General features: G+C 68.1%; 22 protein-coding genes. 5 read left to right on the top strand and 17 right to left on the bottom strand.

Annotated elements, in window-relative coordinates:
• Positions 1-153: 153 nt before the first annotated feature.
• Positions 154-609 carry a peptidylprolyl isomerase gene (locus L8G49_RS10780; protein WP_242138131.1) on the bottom strand — a complete coding sequence of 152 codons (456 nt, stop codon included), beginning with the start codon at positions 607-609 and terminating at the stop codon, positions 154-156.
• Positions 610-736: 127 nt separating this feature from the next.
• Here L8G49_RS10780 and mgtE point away from each other — a divergent pair, with 127 nt between their 5' ends.
• Both mgtE and L8G49_RS10770 read left to right on the top strand, forming a co-directional pair.
• On the top strand, positions 737-2,134 hold the full coding sequence (gene mgtE / locus L8G49_RS10775; protein ID WP_242185620.1) for a magnesium transporter: 1,398 nt from the start codon (positions 737-739) through the stop codon (positions 2,132-2,134).
• Between the two features lie 25 nt (positions 2,135-2,159).
• Entirely contained in the window at positions 2,160-2,573 is a 414-nt protein-coding gene (locus tag L8G49_RS10770) for a DUF1489 domain-containing protein (protein ID WP_242138129.1), read from the top strand.
• Positions 2,574-2,622: 49 nt separating this feature from the next.
• Here L8G49_RS10770 and L8G49_RS10765 read toward each other — a convergent pair whose 3' ends face one another.
• The 6 genes from L8G49_RS10765 to L8G49_RS10740 form a co-directional block, all read right to left on the bottom strand.
• Positions 2,623-3,339, bottom strand: a complete 717-nt coding sequence (locus L8G49_RS10765) for a head GIN domain-containing protein (protein WP_242185619.1) — start codon at positions 3,337-3,339, stop codon at positions 2,623-2,625.
• Between the two features lie 44 nt (positions 3,340-3,383).
• Positions 3,384-4,109, bottom strand: a complete 726-nt coding sequence (locus tag L8G49_RS10760; protein WP_242138127.1) for a head GIN domain-containing protein — start codon at positions 4,107-4,109, stop codon at positions 3,384-3,386.
• Positions 4,110-4,239: 130 nt separating this feature from the next.
• A complete protein-coding gene (locus L8G49_RS10755; RefSeq protein WP_010161421.1) occupies positions 4,240-4,773 on the bottom strand; it encodes a CarD family transcriptional regulator in 534 nt (177 codons plus the stop codon).
• 244 nt (positions 4,774-5,017) lie between these two features.
• A complete protein-coding gene (gene fdxA, locus L8G49_RS10750) occupies positions 5,018-5,359 on the bottom strand; it encodes a ferredoxin FdxA (protein WP_242138126.1) in 342 nt (113 codons plus the stop codon).
• 33 nt (positions 5,360-5,392) lie between these two features.
• A complete protein-coding gene (locus tag L8G49_RS10745; protein ID WP_242185618.1) occupies positions 5,393-5,725 on the bottom strand; it encodes a S4 domain-containing protein in 333 nt (110 codons plus the stop codon).
• On the bottom strand, positions 5,718-8,234 hold the full coding sequence (locus L8G49_RS10740; RefSeq protein ID WP_242185617.1) for a helicase-related protein: 2,517 nt from the start codon (positions 8,232-8,234) through the stop codon (positions 5,718-5,720). The genes L8G49_RS10745 and L8G49_RS10740 overlap by 8 nt, the downstream gene beginning before the upstream one ends.
• Before the next feature lie 264 nt (positions 8,235-8,498).
• Between L8G49_RS10740 and L8G49_RS10735 the strand changes: the two genes are divergently transcribed.
• Positions 8,499-9,965, top strand: a complete 1,467-nt coding sequence (locus L8G49_RS10735; protein WP_242185616.1) for a M23 family metallopeptidase — start codon at positions 8,499-8,501, stop codon at positions 9,963-9,965.
• A 230-nt stretch (positions 9,966-10,195) separates the two neighbouring features.
• Here the strand turns inward: L8G49_RS10735 and L8G49_RS10730 are convergent, their stop codons facing one another.
• The 8 genes from L8G49_RS10730 to bamE all read right to left on the bottom strand — a co-directional run bounded on the left by L8G49_RS10730 (position 10,196) and on the right by bamE (position 18,908).
• Positions 10,196-11,842, bottom strand: a complete 1,647-nt coding sequence (locus tag L8G49_RS10730; protein ID WP_242185614.1) for a DUF87 domain-containing protein — start codon at positions 11,840-11,842, stop codon at positions 10,196-10,198.
• A 188-nt stretch (positions 11,843-12,030) separates the two neighbouring features.
• Positions 12,031-12,801, bottom strand: a complete 771-nt coding sequence (locus tag L8G49_RS10725; protein WP_242138121.1) for a TIGR02186 family protein — start codon at positions 12,799-12,801, stop codon at positions 12,031-12,033.
• A complete protein-coding gene (locus tag L8G49_RS10720; RefSeq protein WP_242138120.1) occupies positions 12,798-13,712 on the bottom strand; it encodes a sulfite exporter TauE/SafE family protein in 915 nt (304 codons plus the stop codon). The genes L8G49_RS10725 and L8G49_RS10720 overlap by 4 nt, the downstream gene beginning before the upstream one ends.
• 250 nt (positions 13,713-13,962) lie before the next feature.
• Positions 13,963-14,901 carry a hypothetical protein gene (locus L8G49_RS10715; protein ID WP_242185611.1) on the bottom strand — a complete coding sequence of 313 codons (939 nt, stop codon included), beginning with the start codon at positions 14,899-14,901 and terminating at the stop codon, positions 13,963-13,965.
• A 208-nt stretch (positions 14,902-15,109) separates the two neighbouring features.
• Positions 15,110-16,159, bottom strand: coding sequence for a hypothetical protein (locus tag L8G49_RS10710; protein WP_242185608.1), 1,050 nt, complete (start codon positions 16,157-16,159; stop codon positions 15,110-15,112).
• The gene (locus L8G49_RS10705; protein WP_242185606.1) at positions 16,156-17,541 is read right to left on the bottom strand and encodes a glycosyl transferase family protein; all 1,386 of its coding nucleotides are present in this window, start codon (positions 17,539-17,541) and stop codon (positions 16,156-16,158) included. Before L8G49_RS10705 ends, L8G49_RS10710 begins: the two co-directional genes overlap by 4 nt.
• 201 nt (positions 17,542-17,742) lie before the next feature.
• Complete coding sequence (locus tag L8G49_RS10700; protein ID WP_242185597.1) at positions 17,743-18,249, bottom strand: RcnB family protein; 507 nt, start codon at positions 18,247-18,249, stop codon at positions 17,743-17,745.
• Between the two features lie 140 nt (positions 18,250-18,389).
• A complete protein-coding gene (bamE, locus tag L8G49_RS10695) occupies positions 18,390-18,908 on the bottom strand; it encodes an outer membrane protein assembly factor BamE (RefSeq protein WP_242138116.1) in 519 nt (172 codons plus the stop codon).
• Between the two features lie 129 nt (positions 18,909-19,037).
• On the opposite strand from bamE, the gene L8G49_RS10690 reads away from it, so the two are divergent.
• Together L8G49_RS10690 and L8G49_RS10685 are read left to right on the top strand one after the other, a co-directional pair.
• Complete coding sequence (locus tag L8G49_RS10690; protein WP_242185577.1) at positions 19,038-19,553, top strand: ubiquinol-cytochrome C chaperone family protein; 516 nt, start codon at positions 19,038-19,040, stop codon at positions 19,551-19,553.
• Entirely contained in the window at positions 19,550-20,083 is a 534-nt protein-coding gene (locus tag L8G49_RS10685) for a DUF177 domain-containing protein (protein WP_242185573.1), read from the top strand. Before L8G49_RS10690 ends, L8G49_RS10685 begins: the two co-directional genes overlap by 4 nt.
• A gap of 747 nt (positions 20,084-20,830) precedes the next feature.
• Here the strand turns inward: L8G49_RS10685 and L8G49_RS10680 are convergent.
• Together L8G49_RS10680 and L8G49_RS10675 are read right to left on the bottom strand one after the other, a co-directional pair.
• Positions 20,831-21,367, bottom strand: coding sequence for a histidine phosphatase family protein (locus L8G49_RS10680; RefSeq protein ID WP_242185566.1), 537 nt, complete (start codon positions 21,365-21,367; stop codon positions 20,831-20,833).
• Positions 21,368-21,383: 16 nt separating this feature from the next.
• The gene (locus tag L8G49_RS10675) at positions 21,384-24,116 is read right to left on the bottom strand and encodes an ATP-dependent DNA helicase (protein WP_242185564.1); all 2,733 of its coding nucleotides are present in this window, start codon (positions 24,114-24,116) and stop codon (positions 21,384-21,386) included.
• Positions 24,117-24,188: the final 72 nt, after the last annotated feature.

Raw genomic sequence — 24,188 nt, 5'->3', positions numbered from 1 at the left:
CGCTAACCACGCACGCACCTGTACGCGGTACGTCTCAAGCCCCTCCCCTTCAGGGGAGGGGTTGGGGGTGGGGCTGTGCCTCGCAGAGAGCATCGCTCTGCTGGACTGCTCCACCCCAACCCCTCCCCCGAGGGGGAGGGGCTTTAGTAAGGTTTACGCAGCCGTCGCCTTCAAGATCTTGCCCGGCTCGCGCGGCGGCTCGCCCTTGGGGAGCGCGTCGATGTGCTCCATGCCCGACGTCACCTGGCCCCACACGGTATACTGGCCATCGAGGAAACGTGCGTCGTCGAAGCAGATGAAGAACTGGCTGTTCGCCGAGTTCGGATCGTTGGTGCGTGCCATCGAAGCGACGCCGCGGACATGCGGCTCCTTCGAGAATTCGGCAGGGAGGTTGGGCTTGTCCGACCCGTGCATGCCGGTGCCGGTGGGGTCGCCGCCCTGTGCCATGAAGCCGGGGATGACGCGGTGGAACACCACGCCGTCGTAGAAGCCGTCGTTCGCCAGCTCGGCGACGCGAGCGACGTGCTGCGGCGCGAGATCGCCGCGCAGCTTGATCACGACGTCGCCGCCGTCGAGGGTGAGCGTCAGGGTTTCGGGAAGATCGGCCATGTTGGGCTCCTGAATTGGGACTGACGCTGCCGTAGCGATGCACCGTCGCAGAGGCAAATCGCCACCGATTGGCTTTGTTCCCATATCGGGCTAGACGAACGGCTTAAGGGCAACAGGAGGTCCACCCGTGAGCGAGACCGAGCTCCTCCCCGAAATCGACGCGACGCAACTCGACGAGGACGACCGGCTCAAGCCCGAGTTCGTCCGCGCGGTGATCGACGCGGTGCAGGCGGGCGACGCCGAGACGGCGCGGTCGCTGGTCGAACCGCTCCACCCAGCCGATATCGCGGATCTGTTCGAACTCACCCCGGCGGATTGCCGCGCCGCGCTGGCGAGCGCGATCACCGACCTGCTCGACGGCGACGTCTTCGCCGAGATGAACGATTACGTCCGCGAGGATCTGATCGATTCGCTATCGGCGACGCAGGTCGCGGATATCGCGTCCGAACTCGACACCGACGATGCGGTCGCGATCATCGAGGACATGGAGCCCGCCGACCAGCGCGAAGTGCTCCGCGCGCTCGACCCCGACGATCGCGCCGCGATCGAGGAGGCGCTGAGCTATCCCGAGGAATCCGCCGGCCGCCTGATGCAGCGCGAGCTGATCGCGGTGCCCGAACATTGGACCGTCGGCGACACGCTCGATTACCTCCGCACGCACGACGCGCTGACCACCGATTTCTGGGAAATCTTCGTGGTCGACCCGGCGCACAAGCCGATCGGCACGGTCGCGCTGTCGTGGATCCTGCGCACCCCGCGCGGGATCGGGATCGGCGACGTGATGCAGCGCGAGCAGACACTGATCCCGGTCGACATGGACCAGGAAGAGGTCGCGTTGCGCTTCCAGAAATATGCGCTGATCTCGGCGGCGGTGGTCGACCCCGGCGGGCGGCTGGTCGGGATGATCACGGTCGACGACATCGTCCACATCATCTCCGAGGAAGCGGGCGAGGATATCCTCCGCCTGTCGGGCGCGGGCGATGGCGACATCAACGAACCGATCCTGCTGACGGTGCGGACGCGGATCACGTGGCTGGTCGTCAACCTCGGCACCGCGATGCTCGCGGCGTCGGTGGTCGGCGCGTTCCAGGGCGAGATCGCGCGCTTCGCGCTGCTCGCGGTGCTGATGCCGATCGTGTCGGGAATGGGCGGCAATGCGGGGACGCAGACGCTCGCGGTCGTCGTGCGCGCGCTCGCGACCAACCAGCTGACGAGTTCGAACACCGCGCGGATGATCCTGCGCGAATTCCGCATCGCCGCCGCCAATGGCGCGATGCTCGGGGTGCTGGTCGGGAGCGGGACCTATCTCGCGTTCGGCAATGGCGGGCTTGCGATCGTGATCGCGATGGCGATGATCATCAACAATCTCGTCGCCGGGCTCGCGGGGGTGCTCGTGCCGGTGTCGCTCGAGCGTGCCGGGGTCGATCCGGCGGTGTCGTCGGCGGTGTTCGTCACGACGATGACCGATGTGATGGGTTTCTTGTCGTTTCTGGGGCTTGCGACGTTGTGGGGGCTTGGCGGCTGACCCCGCCGGGCCCAAATCGCGTCCTATGTTGCATCTGACCAAGGTTGCGTTCGGCGCGACGAGCCTCGACCATCTCGCCGAACGGCTCAAGCAACGCGCCGCGGACGGGCCGGTGTTCCTCACCACGCGCTACCTGCCCAAACGGCATGAGGAGATCGTGCGGGAGGGTGAAAAGGGCGGCTCGCTCTACTGGATCATCAAACATACCTTGGTCGCGCGCTCGCCGATCCTCGGCTTCGGCGAAGCCGAGGGCGGGCGCGTCGCGATCCACATCGATCCGGCGCTGGTGCTGACCGAAGGCCGCCCCAAGCGCGCGCACCAGGGGTGGCGCTATCTCGAGCCGGGCGATGCGCCCGCCGATCTCGGCGGTGACGTGCTGGTGGGGGATGCGATGCCGGCGGCGCTGATCGGCAAGCTGGCGGCGTTGGGGCTGATCTGACGGACTCCAATACCGGGGTTGTCCTCCACCCAGTCCCCGAGACGCCCCCTTACGGCACCGCATCCAGCCCGCACCGGATCGGTCCCGTCGCGGCCGCCGAAACCCGACAGGTCGGCTTGCCATAGACCGTCACCGCGCCAAGCCCGGTGCTCGTCGCATCGGCGGTGTAGCGCGCGGTCGCCTTGATCGTCCCCGACCCGTCGAGCCGCACGGTCAACGCATCGCTCCGTAGCGCCGTCGCATCGATTCCTCCGGGCCCGCTGGTCAGCAGCCGCACCCGCCCGCCCCGACCGCCGAGCGTCATCGCCCCCGACCCGAGCAGCGTCGCGTTGAGCTCGTCGCCATCGAGCGCGGTCGCATCGATCGATCCGCTCCCCGTCACCTGCAGGTCGATCCGCTGCGCGCGGAACGGCCCCGCCACCGCGAGCCGCCCGCCCCCGACCACGGTCGCGCCGCGCAGCATCGGGACACCCAGCCGGATCACCAGGGGTTTCGCCGCCCCGTGCCGCGGGACTTCGCCCCAGCCACGGCTGCCTGCCCGCACGACGAGCGTCCGCCCCTCAACCCGGATGTCGATCGTGTCGCTCGCCTCCGCCGGGCCGTCCGCGCGCGCCGATGGGGCGGTGCGGGTCGTCAGGGCAACGTCGAACGGCCCGTCGACGCGGATCCGGTCGTAGTCAGTGACGACATAGGATCGGCCGGTCGCGGCCGATGCAACACCGGGTGCAACGAGGAAAAGCACAACGAACAGGCGGACATTTGTCATCCGCAGGGCATCGCCGCGATTTCGGGATGCGGCAAGCCGTCGTCTCACCCGCCGCACCGCACGTCGCCCGACCCGGACTTGCTGATCGTGCAGCGCGCCTGCCGCCCGAGATCGATATCGCCCGATCCGCTGAGCGCCACGGTCGCCGTGCCAGTGACGGTGGCGCGCAGGTCGCCGGACCCGCGCAGCGCCACGACCGCGCTGCGCGCCTTCAGCCCCGGCGCATTGATCGCGCCGGACCCGGTCACGGCGGCGGTGAGCTGGTCGACCGCCCCGGCCGCGGTGAGATCGCCCGAGCCACGCGCCGCAAGCGTCGCCTGCCCCGTCGTGATCGCGGCGATGCGCAAGTTCCCCGACCCGACCGCCGCCGCCGCGAACCGGCTGCCCTCGACCCGGTCGATCGCCATGTCGCCCGATCCGCGCACTTCCGCCGCGATGATCCGCGGCATCGTCACGAAGACCTTCACGCCCCGGCTGCTAGTCCATCCGAACCCGGTCCGCGGCTTGCGGTCGATCCGCAGCGTATCCCCGTCCCGAACGATGCGGAGTTGCGCAAGCTCGGCGGCGGGCCCTTCGGCCCTGACCGAAAAGCCGGTCCCGACCCGCACGTCGACATCATCCGATCCCTGCAGCGCCACCCCGGAAAAATTCGCGATCTGGAAGCTTTGCGTCGTTCCCGCCACGCGATCCCCCGCGCTGGCGTTCGATGAACAGGCCGCGACGGGCAGCGTGAGCGACAGAGCGGTGACGAACAGGCGGTTGAAACGCATGGCAAGGAACTCCCTGTGTGTTGTACAAACAATACACCCAGCGCGTTCCATTGCAAAGGAAGAGTTTGCGCAAACGCAAAAAGGGGCGACCGTTGCCGGCCGCCCCTTTTTGCACAAACCCGTGAGCGGGTCAGGCCGGAGCCTTATCCTTGTTGTGGATCGCGGCCGCCTTGCGGAGGATCTCGAGGATCTTCTCCTGCGCGGTCGGCTCGTCGACCTGCTCCATCGCAGCGAGTTCGCGCGCGAGCCGGCTGGTCGCGCCTTCGAAGATCTGCCGCTCGGAATAGCTCTGCTCGGGCTGGTCGTCGGCGCGGAACAGGTCGCGGACCACTTCGGCGATCGACACGAGGTCGCCCGAATTGATCTTCGCTTCATATTCCTGCGCACGGCGTGACCACATGGTGCGCTTGACGCGCGGCTTGCCGGTCAACGTTTCGAGCGCCTCGCGCAACGTCTTGTCGCTCGACAGCTTGCGCATCCCGACGCTTTCGGCCTTGTTGGTGGGAACGCGCAGCGTCATGCGCTCTTTTTCGAACCGCAGAACATAGAGTTCGAGCTGCATTCCGGCGATTTCCTGCCGCTGGAGCTCGATCACACGGCCAACGCCGTGCTTTGGGTAAACGACATAATCGCCGACGTCGAAGGACAGCGCCTTGGCAGCCATTCCGTTAGACCTTTCTGTGAACCGGGTATCCCGGTGCAACGCACTTCTTGCAGCAAAGCTGCATCAGCGCACGCGGGGGGTGTGTGGGTTGGTACGTCTCCGTGCCGGAAAGCGCTGATGGCGCCGTCCGTCATCCCCCGTTTAACATAGTCGTAATAAAATTACCAGCCAAAGGTCGCCGGACGCACCGCGCCGGCGTCGCAAAACGCCGCGCACCTTCCCATTCTGACAGATCCGAAACGGATCAGTCGCCCGTGCCGGGCTCTGCCGAGAAATATTTGTCGTACTTGCCGGTCTCGCCCTTGTGGTCGTCCGCGTCGGCCGGAGTCTGGTCCGCCTTGCGCGTGACGTTGGGCCACTGGCTCGAGAAGGTCGTGTTGAGTTCCAGCCACGGTTCGAGGCCGCTTTCGGTGTCGGGCAGGATCGCTTCGGCGGGGCACTCGGGCTCGCACACGCCGCAATCGATGCATTCGCTGGGGTTGATGACCAGCATGTTCTCGCCTTCGTAGAAGCAGTCGACCGGGCACACCTCGACGCAGTCCATGTACTTGCACTTGATGCAGGCATCGGTGACGACGTAGGTCATTAGGTAACTCCCGGAGCAACGAACCCGACGCTGCTATGCCCGAGCGCCCGCCTCGTCAATGATTGCAGTGCCTGTTCGGTCATTTTCAATGAGGTCGGTGTAGCAGGACCGCCCCGCTTCGGGCGGTCCGCGGCGTTCGGGAAGGCATTCGACGCGGATCGCGCGGACCCGGCCAGACGGGGTGACGAAAGCGAGCACGCTGCCGATCCGTACGGCGGCAGCCGGCCGGTCGACCGCGCGCCCGTCGATCCGCAACCGCCCGCTCGCGGCCATCCCCTGCGCGATGCCGCGCGTCTTCACGATCCGGGCGAACCAGAGGAAACAGTCGAGCCGCATGCTCGGGCCGCGGGGGAAGGCTTCAGCCATGCACCGCCAGATCGGCGAGCGCCGCAAAGTGCGTGCCGCGCGGCGCGGCGACGGGTCGGACGGTCGGCAGCCCACGCCAGATCCAGCGCGGCACCGCGTCCTCGGCTGCAGCGGGGGCGGGACGGAAGCCGAACCCAGCCATCAGTTTCTCGATCGTCGGCGGAGTCAGCCCCATCGACAGCGCCAGCGCCGGGTCGAGCGCGAACGGCTGGCGTCCCGCGGCACCGCGCGCATCGTGCGCCGCGCGCGCGATCCGTTCGATCAGGTCGATCCGCACCGCCTGCGCCGCGATCGGGCGATAGCCGTCCGCGAGCGTCGCACCGGGCACGCCGCGTGCCAGTACGCTCGCACCTTCGCGCGGCGCTTCCGCAATGGCTCGCCCCTCGCGGATCGCGAACAGCGCGCGCCGCCACCGCGCGGCGGCGGGCTTGAGCAGGCGCGGATCGAACAGGTCGAGCGCACCGATCGTCACCCCCGCGCGGCGGAACGCCTTGCGCGCAACGCCGTCGAGCTTGTCGAGCACCGCGACCACCTCGCTCCGCGCGACCATCCCGCCCCCCGCGACCAGCGCCGCCGCAACCGCGCGCGACGCCGGGCTCGCGGCCGGATCGCGCTGGACCGAATCGAGCAGCACCGGTCCCGGCAGCGCGCGCGCGACCGCATCGCCGAACCAGCCGCGCAATCGCAGTTCGATCCTCGCGCGCAAGGCGACATCGAGGCAATCGAGCGCGCGGTCGAGCAGGATCCGTGGGCGCACCAGGCTTTGCCCGGGCGCAAAGGTCGCGACGGTGAAGCCGCTCCATACCAGCACCGGGGTCTCCCCCGCGTCGGTCCGCAGCGACAGGTCGGCGTCCGCCGCCTCCGCCAGCGCGGTCCCGCGCTTGCCGCGCTCGTCGCCCAGCCGGCGTTCGGCGGCGGCGAGCAGCATCCGTTTGTCGCTCGCGCGTGCATCGGCGGCGACGGTGAAGCGGAACCCGTCGAGCCGACCGATCGCATGGTCCTCGACCATCACCTCGCCCTCGGCCCCGATCGTGACCGGCAACATCCGCGGGTCCGCGCCGATCTGCCGCATCAGCAACGTCGTGCGCTTGTCGACGAAACGCTGCGTCAGGCTCGAATGGAGCGCGTCCGACAGCCGTTCCTCGACCGCGCTCGCGCGCTCGGCCCAATGCGCGGGGTCGGCGAGCCAGTCGACCCGGTTGGCGATGTACGCCCAGCTCCGCGCCGCCGCGATCCGCCCGGCGAGCGTCTCGACATCCCCCGCGACCGTATCGAGCCGTGCGAGTTCTGCCGCGAACCACTGGTGCGGGATATGCCCCTGCCCCTCGCTCAGATGCCCGAAAATCCGCGCGACGAAGCGTGTATGCGGATCGACCCCGAGCTTGCGGAAGTCGGGCAGCCCGCACGCCGCCCACAGCCGCGCGACCATCAGCGGATGCCGCGCGCGGGCACGGACCCAGTCCTCCTCCGCCATCCGCTTCAGGACGGCGAGATCGACCGATTGCGGTGCCGCACGCAGACGGCGGTTCTCGGGCTTCGCTTCGAGGCTCGCGATCAGCGCGGCGATGCTCGAGAAATCGGGCTCGCCCTCGCGCCAGTAGAGATGCTCGAGCGGCGGGAAGCGATGCTCCTCGATCGCGAGCACTTCCTCGGGCGCGAACGCCCCCGGCCCTTCCTCGACCAACGCGCCGAACGTCCCGTCGCGCTGGTGCCGCCCCGCGCGCCCCGCGATCTGCGCCATTTCGGCGACGGTCAGGCGACGCTGGCGGTGGCCGTCGAACTTGTTGAGGCTGGCGAAGGCGACATGGGTGACATCCATGTTGAGCCCCATCCCGATCGCATCGGTCGCGACGAGATAATCGACCTCGCCCGCCTGGAACATCGCGACCTGCGCGTTGCGGGTGCGCGGCGACAGTGCACCCATCACCACCGCCGCGCCCCCGCGCAGCCGCCGCAACATCTCGGCGACCGCATAGACCTCCTCTGCGCTGAACGCGACGATCGCGGAGCGCTTGGGAAGGCGACTGATCTTCTTCGCGCCGGCGTAGCTCAGGGTCGAGAAGCGCGGGCGGTTGATGATCTCGATTCCGGGGACGAGCGCCTTGACCATCGGGCGCAGCGCCTCGGAGCCGAGCAACATCGTCTCTTCCCGGCCTCGCGCGCGCAGGATGCGGTCGGTGAAGACGTGGCCGCGCTCCATGTCCGCCCCCAATTGCGCTTCATCGACGGCAACGAACGCAAGGTCGCGGTCGACTGGCATCGATTCGGCGGTGCACAGGAACCAGCGCGCGTCCTTGGGGACGATCTTCTCTTCGCCGGTGATCAGCGCGACGCGGTTCGCGCCCTTGATCTTGACGACCCGGTCATAGACTTCGCGCGCCAGCAGACGCAGCGGAAAGCCGATCATGCCGCTCGAATGGCCGCACATCCGCTCGACCGCCAGATGCGTCTTGCCGGTGTTGGTCGGCCCGAGCACCGCGGTGACGGTGCTGTCGTGATCGCGTTGCATGACGCACCCAACATCGCGTCGAGAAGACGATTGCGCAACCATTGTCGTTCGAAATTACGCGCCCCCTCAACGCCTACCCGCCGGAGACCAGCCGCCCGCGTCTGGTTCCGCGCCCTGTCGTACCCGTCGCACGGTTCGCCGCAGCGCGATCCGCCATCGTCCGCAGTTAATTTGACTTTAGCGATTCCCCGCCACAGTCCCTTGGCCCGACGCTGCGGGGCGACATCGGGCAGCGCTGTACGATTTTCGGGGGGCGGTTCAGCCTTGTTCTTGCGGAACGATCACGGCAGCGAAGATGCGGGCGGCACGACGGCACTGTCGTTCGGCCGCGCGATGGTGCCGGTGGCACAGCCCGGCACGTTCGACCGGCTGCGCGCCGCCGCAGTGGAGATCGACTGGGTTCCCGATCTTGGCACACGGATCGGCTCGCGTGACTGGTGGCGCGGAACCGCGACCTGTGCCGCGCTCTGTGCGGCCGCGATCGCGCTTGCGCCTCCGATCACGCACCCGGTGCTCGGCGAGGCCGCCGCGCCCCTGATCGGGACCGACCGCGAAGAGGCCCGCGCGCAGATGATCGCGCCGCTCGCCTGGGGCGCCGACACCGGACGCCACATGGCATCCAACGATCTCGTCCGCCCGCTCACCGAAGCGCCCGAACGCCCGATCGAGCAACGCACCGCAACCGTCGGCCACGGCGACAGCCTAGGCGACATGCTCCAGCGCGCGGGACTTTCCGAACGCGATGCGCAGGATACCGTCGCGCTGGTGGCGACGACGGTGCCGCTCGGCGATCTGAAGCCGGGCACGCAGATCCCGATGACGCTCGGCCGCCGCCCCAATCGCAACGTCGCGCGCCCGCTCGAGGCGCTGTCGCTGCGCGCGCGGTTCGACCTCCAGCTGAACCTGAAGCGGGCCGGCGACCGGTTGGTGATGGACCGGCAGGCAATCGCGATCGACACGACGCCGCTGCGGATCACCGGCGCGGTCGGATCCAGCCTGTATCGATCGGCACGCGCAGCGGGCGTCCCGATCCGCGCGGTCGAAACCTATATCAAGGCGATCGCGAGCAAGGTCGCGATCGGCCAGATCAGTTCGAGCGACAGCTACGACATCATCGTCGAGCGCCAGCGCGCGGCGACCGGGGAGACCCAGCTCGGCAAGCTGCTGTTCGCGGGCCTCGACCATGGACGGGAGAAGACCCAGCTCGTCCAGTGGAACGACGGCACCTGGTACGAGGCATCCGGCCAGGCCGAGCGGCAGGGCCAGTTCACCATGCCCGTGTCGATGGCGCGGGTGACCTCCAGTTTCGGCATGCGCTTCCACCCGCTGCTCGGCTTCACGCGGATGCACAAGGGAATCGACATCGGCACCGCCTGGGGCACGTCGGTCCACGCGCCGGCCGATGGCGTCATCGCCTTTGCCGGGCGCAGCGGCGGATACGGCAATTTCCTCAAGATGGCGCACGGCGGGTCGATCGTGACCTGTTACGGCCACCTCAGCCGCTTCGCGGTCCGTGCCGGGCAGCATGTCGCGCGCGGCGACGTGATTGCCTATTCGGGCAACAGCGGCATGTCGACCGGGCCGCATCTGCACTGGGAAGTGTTGCGGGGCGGCGTCGCGGTCAATCCACGCGGCTTCTCCTTCTCGAGCCTTGCGACGCTATCGGGCGAGCAGTTGCGCGCGTTCCGGTCCAGGGTGTCGGGGTTGCTCGCGGTCAAGCCGGGCGCGTAAGACAGGGATCGCGTCCAAAGTCCATCACCTCGGCAAAGGCGAGGCGTCTGCCAAACTCGGTCTACAGGCCAGTCCTTTGCTGTTTTCCCGCGCATGCGGGAATCCAGAACCAAGCAAAACAACAGCTTACAGTTCTCGCGACTCCTGGACTCCCGCTTTCGCGGGAGAACGGCTGTGGTTTCGCAGAGGCCATGCCGTCACCGGAATGACGGCAGGATTATGCCCCTCCCTTACCGCCCCTGCGCGCGCCAGCGCTTCAGCGTCCGCGCGATGATCTCGTCCTCGCCGCCGGTTTCGCGCCACAGCTTCGAGAAGACCGGATCGTCCGACGCCGGGCGCCGTGAATCCTCAAGCGAATCGAACGAAACGCGCACCGGCACCGCGACACCCTCGCCGCAGATGATGCACTCGCGATTGCGCAGCGCCGGAATCGCATCGAGAAAGCCGCGCGCGCCCTCCGGCATCGCCGCGCGGACGAACGCCTGGTCACGGTCGTTGTTGAGCCGCATCGCGATGATCGTGCCGCATTGCGACAGCACGCCTTCGGCCAGATCCGAGGGCCGCTGCGTGATCAGCCCGAGCGACACGCCGTATTTGCGGCCTTCCTTGGCGATCCGGCTGAGGATGCGCCCGACGCTCGAATCGATCTTGTCGCCGTTCGGGATGTAGCGATGCGCCTCCTCGCAGACGAGCAGGATCGGGCGCTTGGGCTCGCCGCGCGACCAGATCGCGAAGTCGAACACCATCCGGCTCAGCACCGCCACCACCACGGACGTGATATCGCTCGGCACGCCTGAGACGTCGACGATCGAGATCGGCTTGCCGTCGCCGGGCAGGCGGAACACGCGCTGGAGGAACGTCGCCATCGTATCCGCGACGAGCATCCCCGAAAACATGAAGCCGTAGCGCGGATCGGCCTTGATCTCGTCGATCTTGGTCTTGAGCCGCAGATACGGCGCGGTGTCGCCCGCGCGGTCCATCTTGCCCATTTCGAGACCGATCAGGTTGGTCAGGTCGCTGAGCAGATAGGGGACCGGCGCATCGACCGTCAGCTTGGTGATCTCCTGCCCCAGCCGCCCCTTGGCGCGCGCCATCAACAGGCATTTGGCAAGGATGTCCGCATCGATCTGCTTCTCGGAGCCCGAGCTGGTGACGAACACCTCGCAATGCTCCTCGAAGTTCATCAGCCAATAGGGCATCTGCAGGTTCGACACGTCGTAGATCGCGCCATTGTCGCGAAACGCCGAGGCATATTCGCCATGCGGGTCGATCATCACGACATGGCCCTGCGGCGCCATCTCGCAGATCCGGTGGAGGATCAGCGCGGCGCTGGTCGATTTGCCGGTACCCGTGCTGCCGAGCAGCGCAAAATGCCGGCCGAGTAGCGCATCCACGTACAAGGCGGCGCGCACGTCGCGGGTCGGATAGACGGTGCCGATCTGGATATGCGCGCGGTCGTCCGCGGCATAGATCTGCTGCATGTCGGCGGACGACACCGGATAGACGAAGCAACCGGGGGTCGGATAACGCGTCACGCCGCGACGGAACTTGTACAGCTTGCCGGTCAGCTTTTCCTCGTCGCCCTCGCCGAGGAAATCGACCTGCGCGGCGATCCGGTCGGCGTGGCCGTCGAGCAGCTTGAGCGATCGGACGTTGGCGATCAGCCAGGTCGACCCGACTCGCATCTTGATCTGGCTGCCGACCGAGCCGGCGCTCCCGACGACCGGATCCGCATGGCGCCCGGTCTCGTCGAGCGCGGCGGCATCCAGCACGACCATGCCGCTCGATCCGGCTATGTCAAACACCATGCCGATACAGGTCGCAATCGCCAGGGGCGCTGCATCGGCAAAGGCCTGACTGCCCTGCATCTCGGTCATGTGTATAAAATCCCGGGGGTTCCTGACCGCCAGACCTTGCCGCCAAGTGGTAAAGATTGCGTGTCGGCGGGTGGGAGGCGGACGGGGGTAGCCCGCCGGGTGCAAGCCGCCAGGGCAAAGGCCGGGGACCCGTCGAAATAGCCGGGCCACGGCGTTCGCCGATCAGACGCGGCGTGCCCGCCCGCCCGCTAGAACCGCCGCGCGATCCACCCGGCCGCCCAGCCGAACAGCACCGACAGGCCCACCGCGACCAGCCCATAGGCGACCGACCAATGCTCCGCCGAGCGCGCGACGAAGCGTTCGAACCCCGATTTGCGGATCTCGATCTCGCGCGTTGCCGCCGCGAGCACGCGTCCGTCGCGGATCAGGAAGGTTTCCGCGGTGAACCGCCCGACCGGCACCCGCGCGGGGATCGTCACGCGCGCGCGGTACAACACGCCGTCGGTGATCTCGACCGCCCCGGGCGACTCGACGTACAGTCCCGAGCGCCCCTTCAGGTCGACGAGGCCCCGCGCGAAACGATCCTGCTCCGACGTCGGCGCGCTGCTTGCCGGCGACAGCTGCAGGCTCTGTACCCCGAGTTCGTAGATCGCGCGGGTTCGCGCGTTCATCAGCTGCTCGATCGGCTTGGACGAGGCGAGCGCGTAAAAGCTGGGCGCCGAGCGATAGCGCAGCCGCGACGCGTTGACCCAGATCAGGCCCCCCAGCTTTTCCTTCTCGCGCACCAGGATCGATTGCGTCGGCCCCTTGACCACCACGACGATGTCGGTCGGCTTGTCGTCATCCGGCAGCCGCCCGCCGGGATAGAGGATCGCGCCGAACAGCAGCAGGTTCGCGCCGGTGAAGCTGTACTGGATCTCGATGTCGCGCTGCGACACGTCGGGAACGAGCACGGGCTTGGAGGCGGTCTGCGCCATCAACAGCGGGGCACCGATCAGCGCGAGGCCGGCGCGCTTCACGACAGTTCGACCGAATAGATCTCGTCGGGACGCCAGCCGAGCCCGAGCGCGATCCGCCCCGCGACCAGCAGCACGATGATGGCGAGCGCAAGCCGCAGATATTCCGGCTTCACCTTGCTGGCGAACCGCGCGCCGACCTGCGCGCCCGCGACCGAGCCGACCAGCAGCAAGGCGGCCAGCACGATATCGACCGCCTTCGTCGTCGTGGCATGCACCATGGTGGCGGTCGCCGTCACGAACAGCGTCTGGAACAGCGACGTGCCCACCACCACCTGCGTCGTCATGCCGAGCAGATAGAGCATCGCGGGCACGAGAATGAACCCGCCGCCGACGCCGAGCAGGATCGTCAGGATCCCGACCCCGAACCCGAGCAGCAGCGGCGCGAGCGGCGAAATATACAGGCCCGAGCGATAGAAGCGCGTGCGCAGCGGCAGCGCCGCCACCAGCGGATGATGCCGGCGCTTGCGGGGGCGCGGTGCCGCGCCCGAGCGTGCTGCCCGGATCGCACCCAGCGCCTCGGTCGCCATCATGCTGCCGATCGATCCGAGTAGGAGGACATAGACGATCGCGATGACGGTATCGATCTGCCCGCTCGCCTGGAGCAGGCGGAAGATCCACCCGCCGACGAGCGAGCCCACCATGCCGCCCGCCACCAGCACGCCACCCATCTTGAAGTCGACGCCCTTGCGCCGGACGTGCGCGAACACCCCCGAGACGCTTGCCCCCGTCACCTGACTGGCGGCGGAGGCGGCCGCCACGGTCGGGGGAATGCCATAGACGATCAGCAGCGGCGTGGTCAGGAAGCCGCCGCCCACCCCGAACATGCCCGACAGGAATCCGACGCCGCCACCCAGCAGGATGATCACCAGCGCGTTGACCGAAAGATTGGCGATGGGCAGGTAGATGTCCATGGTCGACCAGCGATAGCGCGGCCCGGCCAAAGCCGCGACTCAGAAATCCGTCCCCAGCGTCAGGGCCGGCCACGACCCCGGCTTCGCCCGCCCCCCGATCCGTTCGCGCCAATCCAGCGGTATTGTGTAATAAACGCACCGAGGGTGTTGCGAGCGCAACCGCTTCCGACCGCTCTTGCCATCGTTTGCGATGTGATGCCTTAGCCGAAAGGGCCTAAAGCGAATCTGTTTTTTCGTGGTCCGACTGCCATTAGATTATTACGTCGAACCCATGTTGTGCCGAAGTACAAAGCTGTCCTGGGCCAAGGGGCAGAGAGTATATAGAAGGGATTCTAGCTGCCCCATCATGATAAGCATAAATGACGTAAGCCTTTGACGTTTGACCGACCCGAGATTTAATCCAGCGTGGGCTTTTATAGAAAGCTGAAATAAGAATCATAACTACAAAGTCACCGTTACTCCTTACAGCCTTACCTATGTTGCAAAAGAAGCCGGTAGCGGGTGTCCCGCTATGGCATCCTGGGAACATCGTTTCTCCAATAGTAGAAATATTTGTAAGTTGCTGTTCGTATGCAGCCCGGACTTTGTCACGCTCCGTGATCGGGTTAATAATTATTGAAGGTTCGTCATAAGGATATATCACATAAGGACTAGTCCTAATTTCCACATCCGTCGCGGGGTATTTTCCATCGTTTGTAGTTTGATAGCTAAACGAAATGAAAATATCGTTTTCTCCGGTTTTTTTAATGCCTTCAATTTTTAGCTCAAAATTGATCCACGGCCGAAATTCATCTTCAGCAACGGAGACAGCCTCTTTGGCCGAACCCCAAGTTTTCATAGCGAAGAAAGCGGCAGCTACGGCAGCGAGCAGCGTAAAGAACCCAATGACAATCCCACCGACAGCAGCCCAAGCTTGCCAGTCCGCATCACGCGCTTGTTCGAGAGCTGCATCAGTAGCTACGACCGTGCAGTTCGCTTCGTTTCCGCGATCATCTTTGCACTTGAGATCGGCGCTCTTGGCGTCACCGGGGTCGTTTACTGGTTTGCCGGAACGCGGGGCGGTTACAGCGTGCTCGGTCTGTGCCTGATTGTTTCGATTCTGCCGCTGCCGGCCTTGATGGTCGCTAGCTCCGGTTAGGCATAGCCATCCGAGAGTCGCAAAGACGATGTACCGATAGCCTCGAGGCATTGGACCAAAAATACCGCTTTAAATTTCCCCAGAGCAGCTTCTTCCTGATATTCAAGTCCGAGTCCATGACGCCCCTGTCCGCCAGCTTACCTGCAAGCTCCGCATGGATGACCGTCTTCAGCTCAGGCATCGCCTTCCAGACGGACTGAGCCAAACCTTCTGTCCCCAAGTAGATGTCCATGGTCGACCAGCGATAGCGCGCCGCGACTCAGAAATCCGTCCCCAGCGTCAGCGCCGGCCCCGACCCCGGCTTCGCCCGCCCCCCGATCCGTTCGCGCCAATCCAGCGTCAGGCGCACCGCGTGCGTCGCGACCGGCACATGGATCGCCATCGTCGGTCCGATATCGAACCGTTCGACGCCCCGCTGCGCCCCGCCCCAAACGCCCACCCCCAGGTCGATCGGCGCATCCGCCACCCGCCCCGCGGTCCGCGTGAGGCGCGCGGCGGCATCGGCATAGGGTTCGGCGATCGCGCGCTGGATCACGCCGGCCTGGCCATAGCCTTCCGCCAGGAGGCCCCGCCCGATCCGCAGCGGTCCGAAACCGCCGACCAGCCCGGCCTCCGGCCCGCCCCGCCCCCCGCCGATCGTGAAGCGGCGCTGCACGACGAGGCGCAGCGGCAGGCGCGTCGGCTGCCATTCCAGCCCCAGCGCGGCCTCCCGCAAGCCGGCGCCTAGCGGCGTGGTCAGCCGCGCGGCCAGCGCCAAGCGACCTCGCCGATCCAGCGTTCGCACCAGCCTGATCCCCGCCTGCGATCCGCCCAACTCGCCGCCCACCGGCGCACCGGCGGGCGCGATCCCGGCGCGGCCGACCAGCCAGGCACTGCCCGACCAGCGCGGCGCCCGGGCCGATCCGCCTGGGCGGAAAGGCCGCCCCGCGACGAAGGGCGGGACGGTCAGGGGGGTGCGGTCGCCGGGTGCGTTGCCGGCGGGGAGAAGCGGCTCCGCGGCGGCGGCGGCAGGCGGCGCGATCATGCGCCCCCCGAGCAGCAGCAGCGCCGGAGTCGCTCGGATGGCCAAAGCGTCGGGAGCGATCCCCCCGGGTCGCCCCGGCACGCTCTCCGGCGGAAGGCCATCGCGCGACACCCGTGCCATCAGCGCCATGACCGGCCGCAGTCGCGCCGCCACCGCGCGGTTCGGCGGCGCCGTCACCGCATAGCCTGGCCACAAGGCGATCGTTCGCACGCCGATCCAGCCCGCGGCCACCGCCGCGAGGAAGCGTAACGGTCGGCCATGGCCGTGCCGTTGCGCGGCCTTCACATCGGATCGCCGGTGAGATCCGGAAAGACATGCGCGGTCTTGTCCCATCGCAACGCGACGCCGCGCAGGGATTGCACATAGGACGCGACGGCGCGCCGCGCCGCCAGCAGCGAGATCACGTTGCCGGCAAGGACGCGGGGGACCGACCAGCAGGCTTCGCGCCAGCCATAGGCCTGCCCGGTGAACAGCGCGCGGACCGCCAGGCGCCACGCGAGCAGTGCCGCATTGCCATGCAACAAGCGATCGAGCGCGATCGGCGTTGGCGGCGGCGGCACCCCGGCCAGGCGATGCGCCACCTGCGCGACGGCCCAGGCGACCAGCGCGCCATAACCGCTTGCGAGCACCAGAACGGCCAGCGGCGCGCGGCGATCCCGCATGCGCATCCAGTGATCCCGCCAGTCCCCGACGGGTCCCCAGCCCAGCCGATCCCATCCCGCGAACGCAATCCCGGTCATCCAGCGCGCCTTCTGGCGCACCGCGCCGGCGATCGTCGCGGGAAAATATGCGCGCACTGCGACCGGTGCCCCGCCTTCGCGTTCGCGGACCCGGGCCAACGTCCCCTTCCCGCCCAGTGCCGCGATATGCAGGCCGAGCTCATAATCCTCGGTGAGCGAATGGTCGTCGAACGGACGTCCACCGCGCGCCTCGGCGATGCGTCCGATCATGCCGCGCTCGATCGCGCAGCCGACCCCGGCGAGCGGCAGGCCGACGCCGAGCGTCTGGCGGACGACCAGCTGCTTGCCATGGGCCTCGGCAAACTCGTCGGCGTAATGGCCCGAAATCAGCCGTGCCCGGCGATCGACGAGCGGCAGGACCGGAAGCTGGACGACGCTGTATCGGCCGATCAGCGCATCGAACACGCGCAGTTCACCGGCATGGACGACGTCTTCCGCATCGTGGAGGATGACCGCGGCCGCCGTGACGCCATCGCGTCGCTCGTCGCGACACAGCGCCCGCCAGAGCGCGTTGAGGCAATCCGCCTTGGTCGTCGGCCCCTGCTTTGCCCCGATCACCAGCCGAACGCGTGAATCGCGTGCCGCGACCGCAACGACCGCATCGATCGTCGCACGATCATTCGGATAAGCCCCGACGTACACCCGATAATCGCCATGATCGAAGCGGGCGAGCGCGGTCCGGAGCATCGCGCCGATCACGGCGGATTCGTCCCATGCCGCAACGAAGACGGCAAGGCGCCGCTGTGGCCGTCGATCGTAGGCGGCCAGCGTCGGCCTGAGCCGTCCCGCCCGCCAGCACCGGGTGACGAGCCACAGCATATCGATCGCCAGATCGTCGATCCCGCCGATCGCCAGACCGATCGCGGCAAAGACGATCGCCTCATGGGCGATCGCATCGATCGCGACGATACCCCATCCTGCTCCCACCCTAGCCCCCCGACTCAGTGTGGCCGCAGTTAACCATGGATTGATCGCCCCGCCGCAGCGATTTGTTGCGGTGTCGTAACGGTTCGGCGCGCGGGTGGTGCGGCTGGTCGCTATTACCCCATGTGCGGGATTGCCGTCCCCAATGACGACCGGCCGCCCCCCTGGCGGAGGACGGCCGGTGTCTCGCTACGAACGAAGCGGTTAGCGGTAGAAGCCGCGGATCACATCGATGACATAGCCGCGCCGGGTGTCGACGAGGATCACGTCGTTATAATGCCGCACCCATTGCTGGCCCCAGCCGGCGCGCGGCAGGCGATAGCGCCACGGGTCGGCGATGACATAGCGCGGTCCATAATACGGCGCGTCGATGCGCAGGCCAGGGCGGAAAGCGGTGTAGCGGAACGGCGCGTTCCAGTTGCCGCGGGCGTAATAGGCCGGGTTGCGGTCACGCCAGCCGCGCCAGTCGTCGCGGCCCCAGGCGCGGTCGCGGTCGCGCGCATCCTCGCGATATTCCTGGCGGGCATCGCGCACGTCGCGCCGCTGTTCGCGGATGTCGCGCGGGTCGCCGCTGCGATAGGCCTGGCGCAGGTCGCGCTGTTCCTCGCGGATTTCGCGACGGTCGTGCCGCAGTTCCTCGTTCGATTGCGCCTGTGCGGCCACCGGCGTCAGCGTGGCGGCAAGCAGGGCGGTGACGATAAGGGTACGCATCAATCATCTCCTCCAATGGCGGACCGGCGCTTCGCCGAAGCGCCGAACCATGAGAGGCGATATGCCCGGTGCGAACTGAACCCTCCGCGAACAGGCGCGTCAGCCCAGCGACAGGGTTGTATCAGGGTGTAACGCCGGCGTTACGGCGTGTCGCGACCACCGCCACTGCCGTTGGGGCCACCGCCCGTACCCCCGCCGCCACCACCGCCGCCGATGGCGCCGACCGTTCCGATGTTGCCGAACAATTCGTCGAAGAAGCTGCGCTTCTTGCCCAGGGTCGGCGTGATCTTGCTCGACGGGCTGATGCTCGCGACCTGTTCGACCCCGGTGCGCCGCACCGCCGACACCACGCCGCGATCGTCGAAGCTGATCCGCACGGTCGTCTGCTCGCGCACCTTCGGGTTGTTATAGGCGTAGTTGCGGGTCTCGCGGCTGATATAATACCAGTCGCCTTCGTTGAACTGGCTGGTGAAGGTAGGCTTGCCGAGCACCGCGAGCACCGACTGGCGGTTGTCGGTGCCGGTCTGGACCGAATTGACCAGGTCGGGATCGATCACATAGCCCTGATGCGATTTCAGCGGAACGCAGGCGCTCCCCCCCACGATGATGGTGGCGGCGAGGACGGCGGCCGTCAGCTGGCGGACGGACTTAAGGCTCATCGACTTCTCCACACGGGCACGACACCCCAGGGGCGGGGCGCGCCATTCCATTGCATCCCGGACGCGATGCCTCAATATGCCGGGAAACGCGGCCAAACAAGGGCAGGCCTTGGGCAACCGCGAGAGGATATGCGTTTGAACTGGTTATCGAAGGTTTTCGGGGGTCGCGAGGACGCGGTCGCGCTGGCGCTGTACCACGGCGTCGTCGCGCAGGCGCGGCTGCCGCACTGGTATGAGGCGGGGGGCGTGCCCGACACGATCGACGGCCGCTTCGACATGATCGCGGCGATCCTGTCGTTCGTCCTGCTGCGGCTCGAACGCGACCCGTCCGCCGCCGCGGCGAGCGCGCGGCTGACCGAGCGGTTCGTCAGCGACATGGACGGGCAGCTGCGCGAATCCGGCGTCGGCGACATCGGCGTCGGCAAGCATATCGGCAAGATGATGGGAATGCTCGGCGGTCGGCTCGGCGCCTATCGCGACGGTCTGGCGGCGCGCGACCTCCGCCCCGCGCTGGAACGCAACCTGTACCGGGCGGGGCCCCCTGCCCCCGCCGCGCTGGCGCATACCCAGGACGCGCTGTTCGCGTTCGACGCGCGACTCGCGGCCCTGCCCACGTCCACGATCCTTGCGGGAGACATCGCATGACCGCCCCCGAATTTTCCCGCACCGAGCGGATCGACACGATCGGCGAGGGCGAACGCACGATCGCGATCACGGCGAACGAGGCCGAGCGCGCGGCGCTCGCCAAGCGGTTCGACCTGGTCTCGGTCGACCGGCTCGAGGCGCAGTTCGCGGTGCGCCGCGATGCCGCCGGCGTGGTCGCGCGCGGGACCGTGCGCGCGGCGGTGGTGCAGGCGTGTTCGGTCACCGACGATCCGTTGCCGGTGACGGTCGAGGAGCCGATCGCACTGCGCTTCGTCGACCACGAACCCGATTCGGAGGAAATCGAGCTCGATCCCGACGCGCTCGACACGATGGTGTTCGACGGGGCATCGATCGATCTCGGCGAGGCGGCGGCGGAAACGATGGCGCTGTCGCTCGATCCGTTCCCGCGCGGGCCGAACGCCGCGGCCGCGCTCAGGGCGGCAGGGGTGATCAGCGAGGAAGAGGCCAAGCCCGCGGGCGCGCTCGCAGGGCTGAAGGAAGCGCTCGAGAAGCGGCTGAACCGGTCGTGACCCGTCGTTGACTCGAACAACACCGCCAGCCCCTCCCCGGCGAAGGCCGGGGCCCAGTCGCGAAGGTCGCTGAAGCGAAGCGCAGCACCCGCCTCATGCCGCCCGCTCCTGGGCCCCGGCCTCCGCCGGGGAAGGGATCAGGGTATGGCGGTGCCTGTTCCTGGACGGGCGTTTCACCACCTCCCGCAAGGTTCGAGCGGCATCAAGGGCACCTTCTGCGCTTCCCCGGCGAAGGCCGGGGCCCAGTAGCGAAGGTTGCTGGGGCGAAGCGCAGCACCCGCCTTATGCCGCCCGCTCCTGGGCGCCGGCCTCCGCCGGGGAAGGGATCAGGGTATGGCGGTGCCTGTTCCTGGACGGGCGTTTCACCACCTCCCGCAAGGTTCGAGCGGCATCAAGGGCACCTTCTGCGCTTTCCCCGGCGAAGGCCGGGGCCCAGTAGCGAAGGTTGCTGGGGCGAAACGCAGCACCCGCCTTATGCCGCCCGCTCCTGGGCCTCGGCCCTCGCCGGGGAAGGGATCAGGGTATGGCGGTGCCTGTTCCTGGACGGGCGTTTCACCACCTCCCGCAAGGTTCGAGCGGCATCGAGGGCACCTTCTGCGCTTCCCCGGCGGAGGCCGGGGCCCAGTAGCGAAGGTTGCTGGGGCGAAGCGCAGCACCCGCCTCATGCCGCCCGCTCCTGGGCCCCGGCCTCCGCCGGGGAAGCGATCAGGGTAAGTGCGATTTGCAAGACAGTAGCGGCGACCCGTCTCAGTCCTCGTCCGGCCCCAGGGTCGCGTCCAGATCGCGCGGGCGCACGAACTTCGTCAGCCGCGCCGCGCCTGGCGCGAGATCCCCCCATTCCCCGTCGAACGTCATCTCCGCCATCGTCGCGGTCGGATATTTCGCCTCGAGCGCCACCCGCAACGGCTCCTCCGACATCGGCACCAGCCACAAAGCGAGATCCTCCAGACCCGGATTATGCCCGACCAGCAGCAGCCGCTCGGTCGCCACGGGCACCGCATGCACCAGGTCGAGCAGCGTCACCGCCGAGGCGAGATAGATCCGCCGGTCCCACGCCGGCGCGAGGGTACGGCCATAGCCACTCTCCACCCCCGCGAGCGTCTCGACCACGCGCACCGCGGGCGAGGCGACGACGTGGTCGAACGCCAGCCCCGCGCCGCGCAGATGCGTCCCCATCATCGCGGCGGCGCGTTTTCCCTTTGCATTCAATGCCCGATCAAAATCGCGCAGCGCCGGGTCATCCCAACCCGACTTGGCATGGCGCAGCAGCGTCAGCGTCTTCACGGGCCTTCTCCGTCATTCAGGCGGTTGCGCGAGCCCCATGCCCCGTTTGCACGACCGAGGGAAGCGCCGCGGCGCGCGCAACGGCCTCATCGAGCGTGACGCGCGTGATCGCAACGCCGGGCGGAAAGGCGGTGAGCAACCGCGACGGCATCGCGGAGGACAGCAGCACGAACATCCCGTGATCGTCCGCGCGGCGGATCAGCCGCCCGAACGCCTGCGCCATCCGCGCGCGGACGATGCGGTCGTCATAGGCCTTGCCGCCCCCCTCCCCCGTCGCCGCCATCCGGCGCGCGGCGTGGAGCACGGTCGGCTTGGGCCAGGGCACGCCTTCGAGCACGACGAGCCGAAGCGAGCGCCCGGGAACGTCGACGCCGTCGCGGAGCGCGTCGGTGCCGAGCAAGGACGCCGCCGGATCGTCGCGGAAGATATCGACGAGAGTCCCCGGGTCGATCGGGTCGACGTGCTGCGCGTAGAGCGGTAGCCCTTCGCGCGCCAAGCGGTCCGCGATCCGCGCATGGACTCCGCGCAACCGCCGGATCGCGGTGAACAGCCCGAGCATTCCCCCGCCGCTCGCCATCCCGAGCCGCGCATAGGCGTTGGCCAAAGCGCCCATGTCGCCGCGCTTGACGTCGGTAACGATCAGCACTTCGGCTTGCGACGCATAATCGAACGGCGACAGCGCGGCGAACCGGCTCGCGCCGCGCAGCACGTGGTTCGCGCCGGTGCGCGCTTCGGCGACGTCCCAGCCTTCGTCGCTGCTCGCATCGCCGCCGCGCAGCGTCGCGGACGTCACCAGCACGCCATGTGCCTGCTTGAGCACCGTCTCGGCGAACGGTCGGGTCGGGTCGAGCCAGTGGCGGTGGAGCCCAACGTCGTAATCGCGCCCCTCGACTCGGTCGACCGCCATCCAGTCGACGAAATCGGGCGAGGCTGGTCCACCGATCCGCGTCAGCAGCGACAGCCACGCCGCGACCGTATCCGCGCGCCACGCAAGCGACGCGACCGCGCCCTCGATCCGCGCGCGCGCCTGCCCGTCCATCCAGTCGGGCCCTTCCTCGAGCACCGCCTCGAGCCGTCGCCCGAGCGCGACCAGCGGGCGCACCAGCGCATCGAGCGCCTCGGCGGCGGGTGCGGCGGCCTCGATCAAGGCGGGATCGGGTTCGGCAAGTTCGGTTTCCAGGCCATAGCCCGCATCGCCCTCGGTGTCGGCGCGCGCATAGGTCAGCCCGCGCACCGCCGCGAGCAGCGCCTCGACCGGCCCGAACGGGGCACCCTCCCCCAGCCGTTGCAACCAGCCGTCGCTCGCCAGCGCGTGCGCCGCGACGACCGCATCGGTGATCGCGCGACCGCCCGCCTCGTCATAGCTCGCCACGTCGGAGAGTCGCGCCGCGAGACCGCGCCGCCGCCCGCGCCCGCCCGATTCAGGGCCGATCACCCAGCGGCGCAGCTCGATCGTCTCCGCGCCGGTCAGCGCGGTCGAGAACATCGCGTCGGCGGCATCGAAAATGTGATGGCCCTCGTCGAACACGTAGCGCGTGGGACGGGTCGTCTGCTCGCGCCCGCGCGCGGCGTTGACCATCACCAGCGCGTGATTGGCGATCACCAGATCGGCATCGGCACTTGCGCGCGCGGCGCGTTCGATGAAGCATTTCCTATAATGCGGGCACCCCGCATAGACGCACTCGCCGCGCCGGTCAGTCAGCGCGGTCGATCCGTTGCGGCGGAACAGCGTGGTCAGCCAGCCGGGTAGGTCACCCCCGACCATGTCGCCATCCGCGGTATACCCCGCCCAGCGCGCGACCAGTTGCGCGAGGATCGCCGCGCGCCCGGCGAACCCGCCTTGCAACGCATCCTCGAGATTGAGCAGGCACAAATAATTCTCGCGCCCCTTGCGCGTCACCACCTTGGCCTTGCGCACGGTCGCGTCGGGGAACAGCCGTGCGCTTTCCTGCCCCAATTGCCGCTGGAGCGCCTTGGTGAAGGTCGACACCCACACCGCGCCACCCGCCTGCTCCGCCCACAGCGACGCGGGCGCGAGATAGCCGAGCGTCTTGCCGATCCCGGTGCCCGCTTCGGCGAGCACCATGTTGGGCGCGCCTTGCGTCATGCGCGGCGCGAACGCCTCGCGCGCGGCCTGGGCATAGGCGCGTTGCCCCGGGCGCTGCTCGGCGGCGCTGCCGGTGAGCGTGGCGAGCCGTTCCTGTGTGCGGTCAGCGTCGAGCGACACGGTGCGCGGGGCCGGGCGGGGCGCGCCTTCGGTCCATTCGGGGAGGCGCGTGTAGAGCCAGCGTTCGGCAACCTTGGGCTTGGGGAGCCGCTCGACCAGCAGCGGCGCCCAGGTCCAGCGCAGCTTGAACAAGGATTGCGCGGCGGTCCACGATCCCTCGCGCTCGGGCCAGTCGTCCGATCCGATCATGCCGAGCAACGCCTCGGTCGCGGTACGGAGGAATTGCGCGATCGCGGCGTCGGTCTCGGGCGCGGCGAGCCCCGCGACGCGCGCCAGCCCGCGCGGGGTCGGCACCATGAAGCGCGCGGGGCAGAGGAAAGCGTAGAGTTCGAGCAGGTCGAGCCCCGACAGATCGGCATAGCCCAGCCGCTGCCCGATCAGCGCGGCGTTGAGCAGGATCACGGGGGTATCGGCGGCGATCCGGATCGCCTCGCCACGCCCGATCGGCCGCGTGCCGTTCGCATCGGCGATCCAGATGCCGCTGTGGCTGGCATGCAGGGCAGGATAGGGAAGCGTGGCCACGGGGGGTATATCGCGTGGCGGGAACGGAATGGCAACGCTCGAGGCGGTGGATTGCTCGCTTCGCCATCGGAA

Origin of the sequence: Sphingomonas sp. CARO-RG-8B-R24-01 (assembly GCF_022662295.1) — a bacterium.
Classification (GTDB): domain Bacteria; phylum Pseudomonadota; class Alphaproteobacteria; order Sphingomonadales; family Sphingomonadaceae; genus Sphingomonas.
The sequence above is the reverse complement of the archived record's forward strand: the minus strand, read 5'-3'. Positions and strand labels throughout refer to the sequence as shown.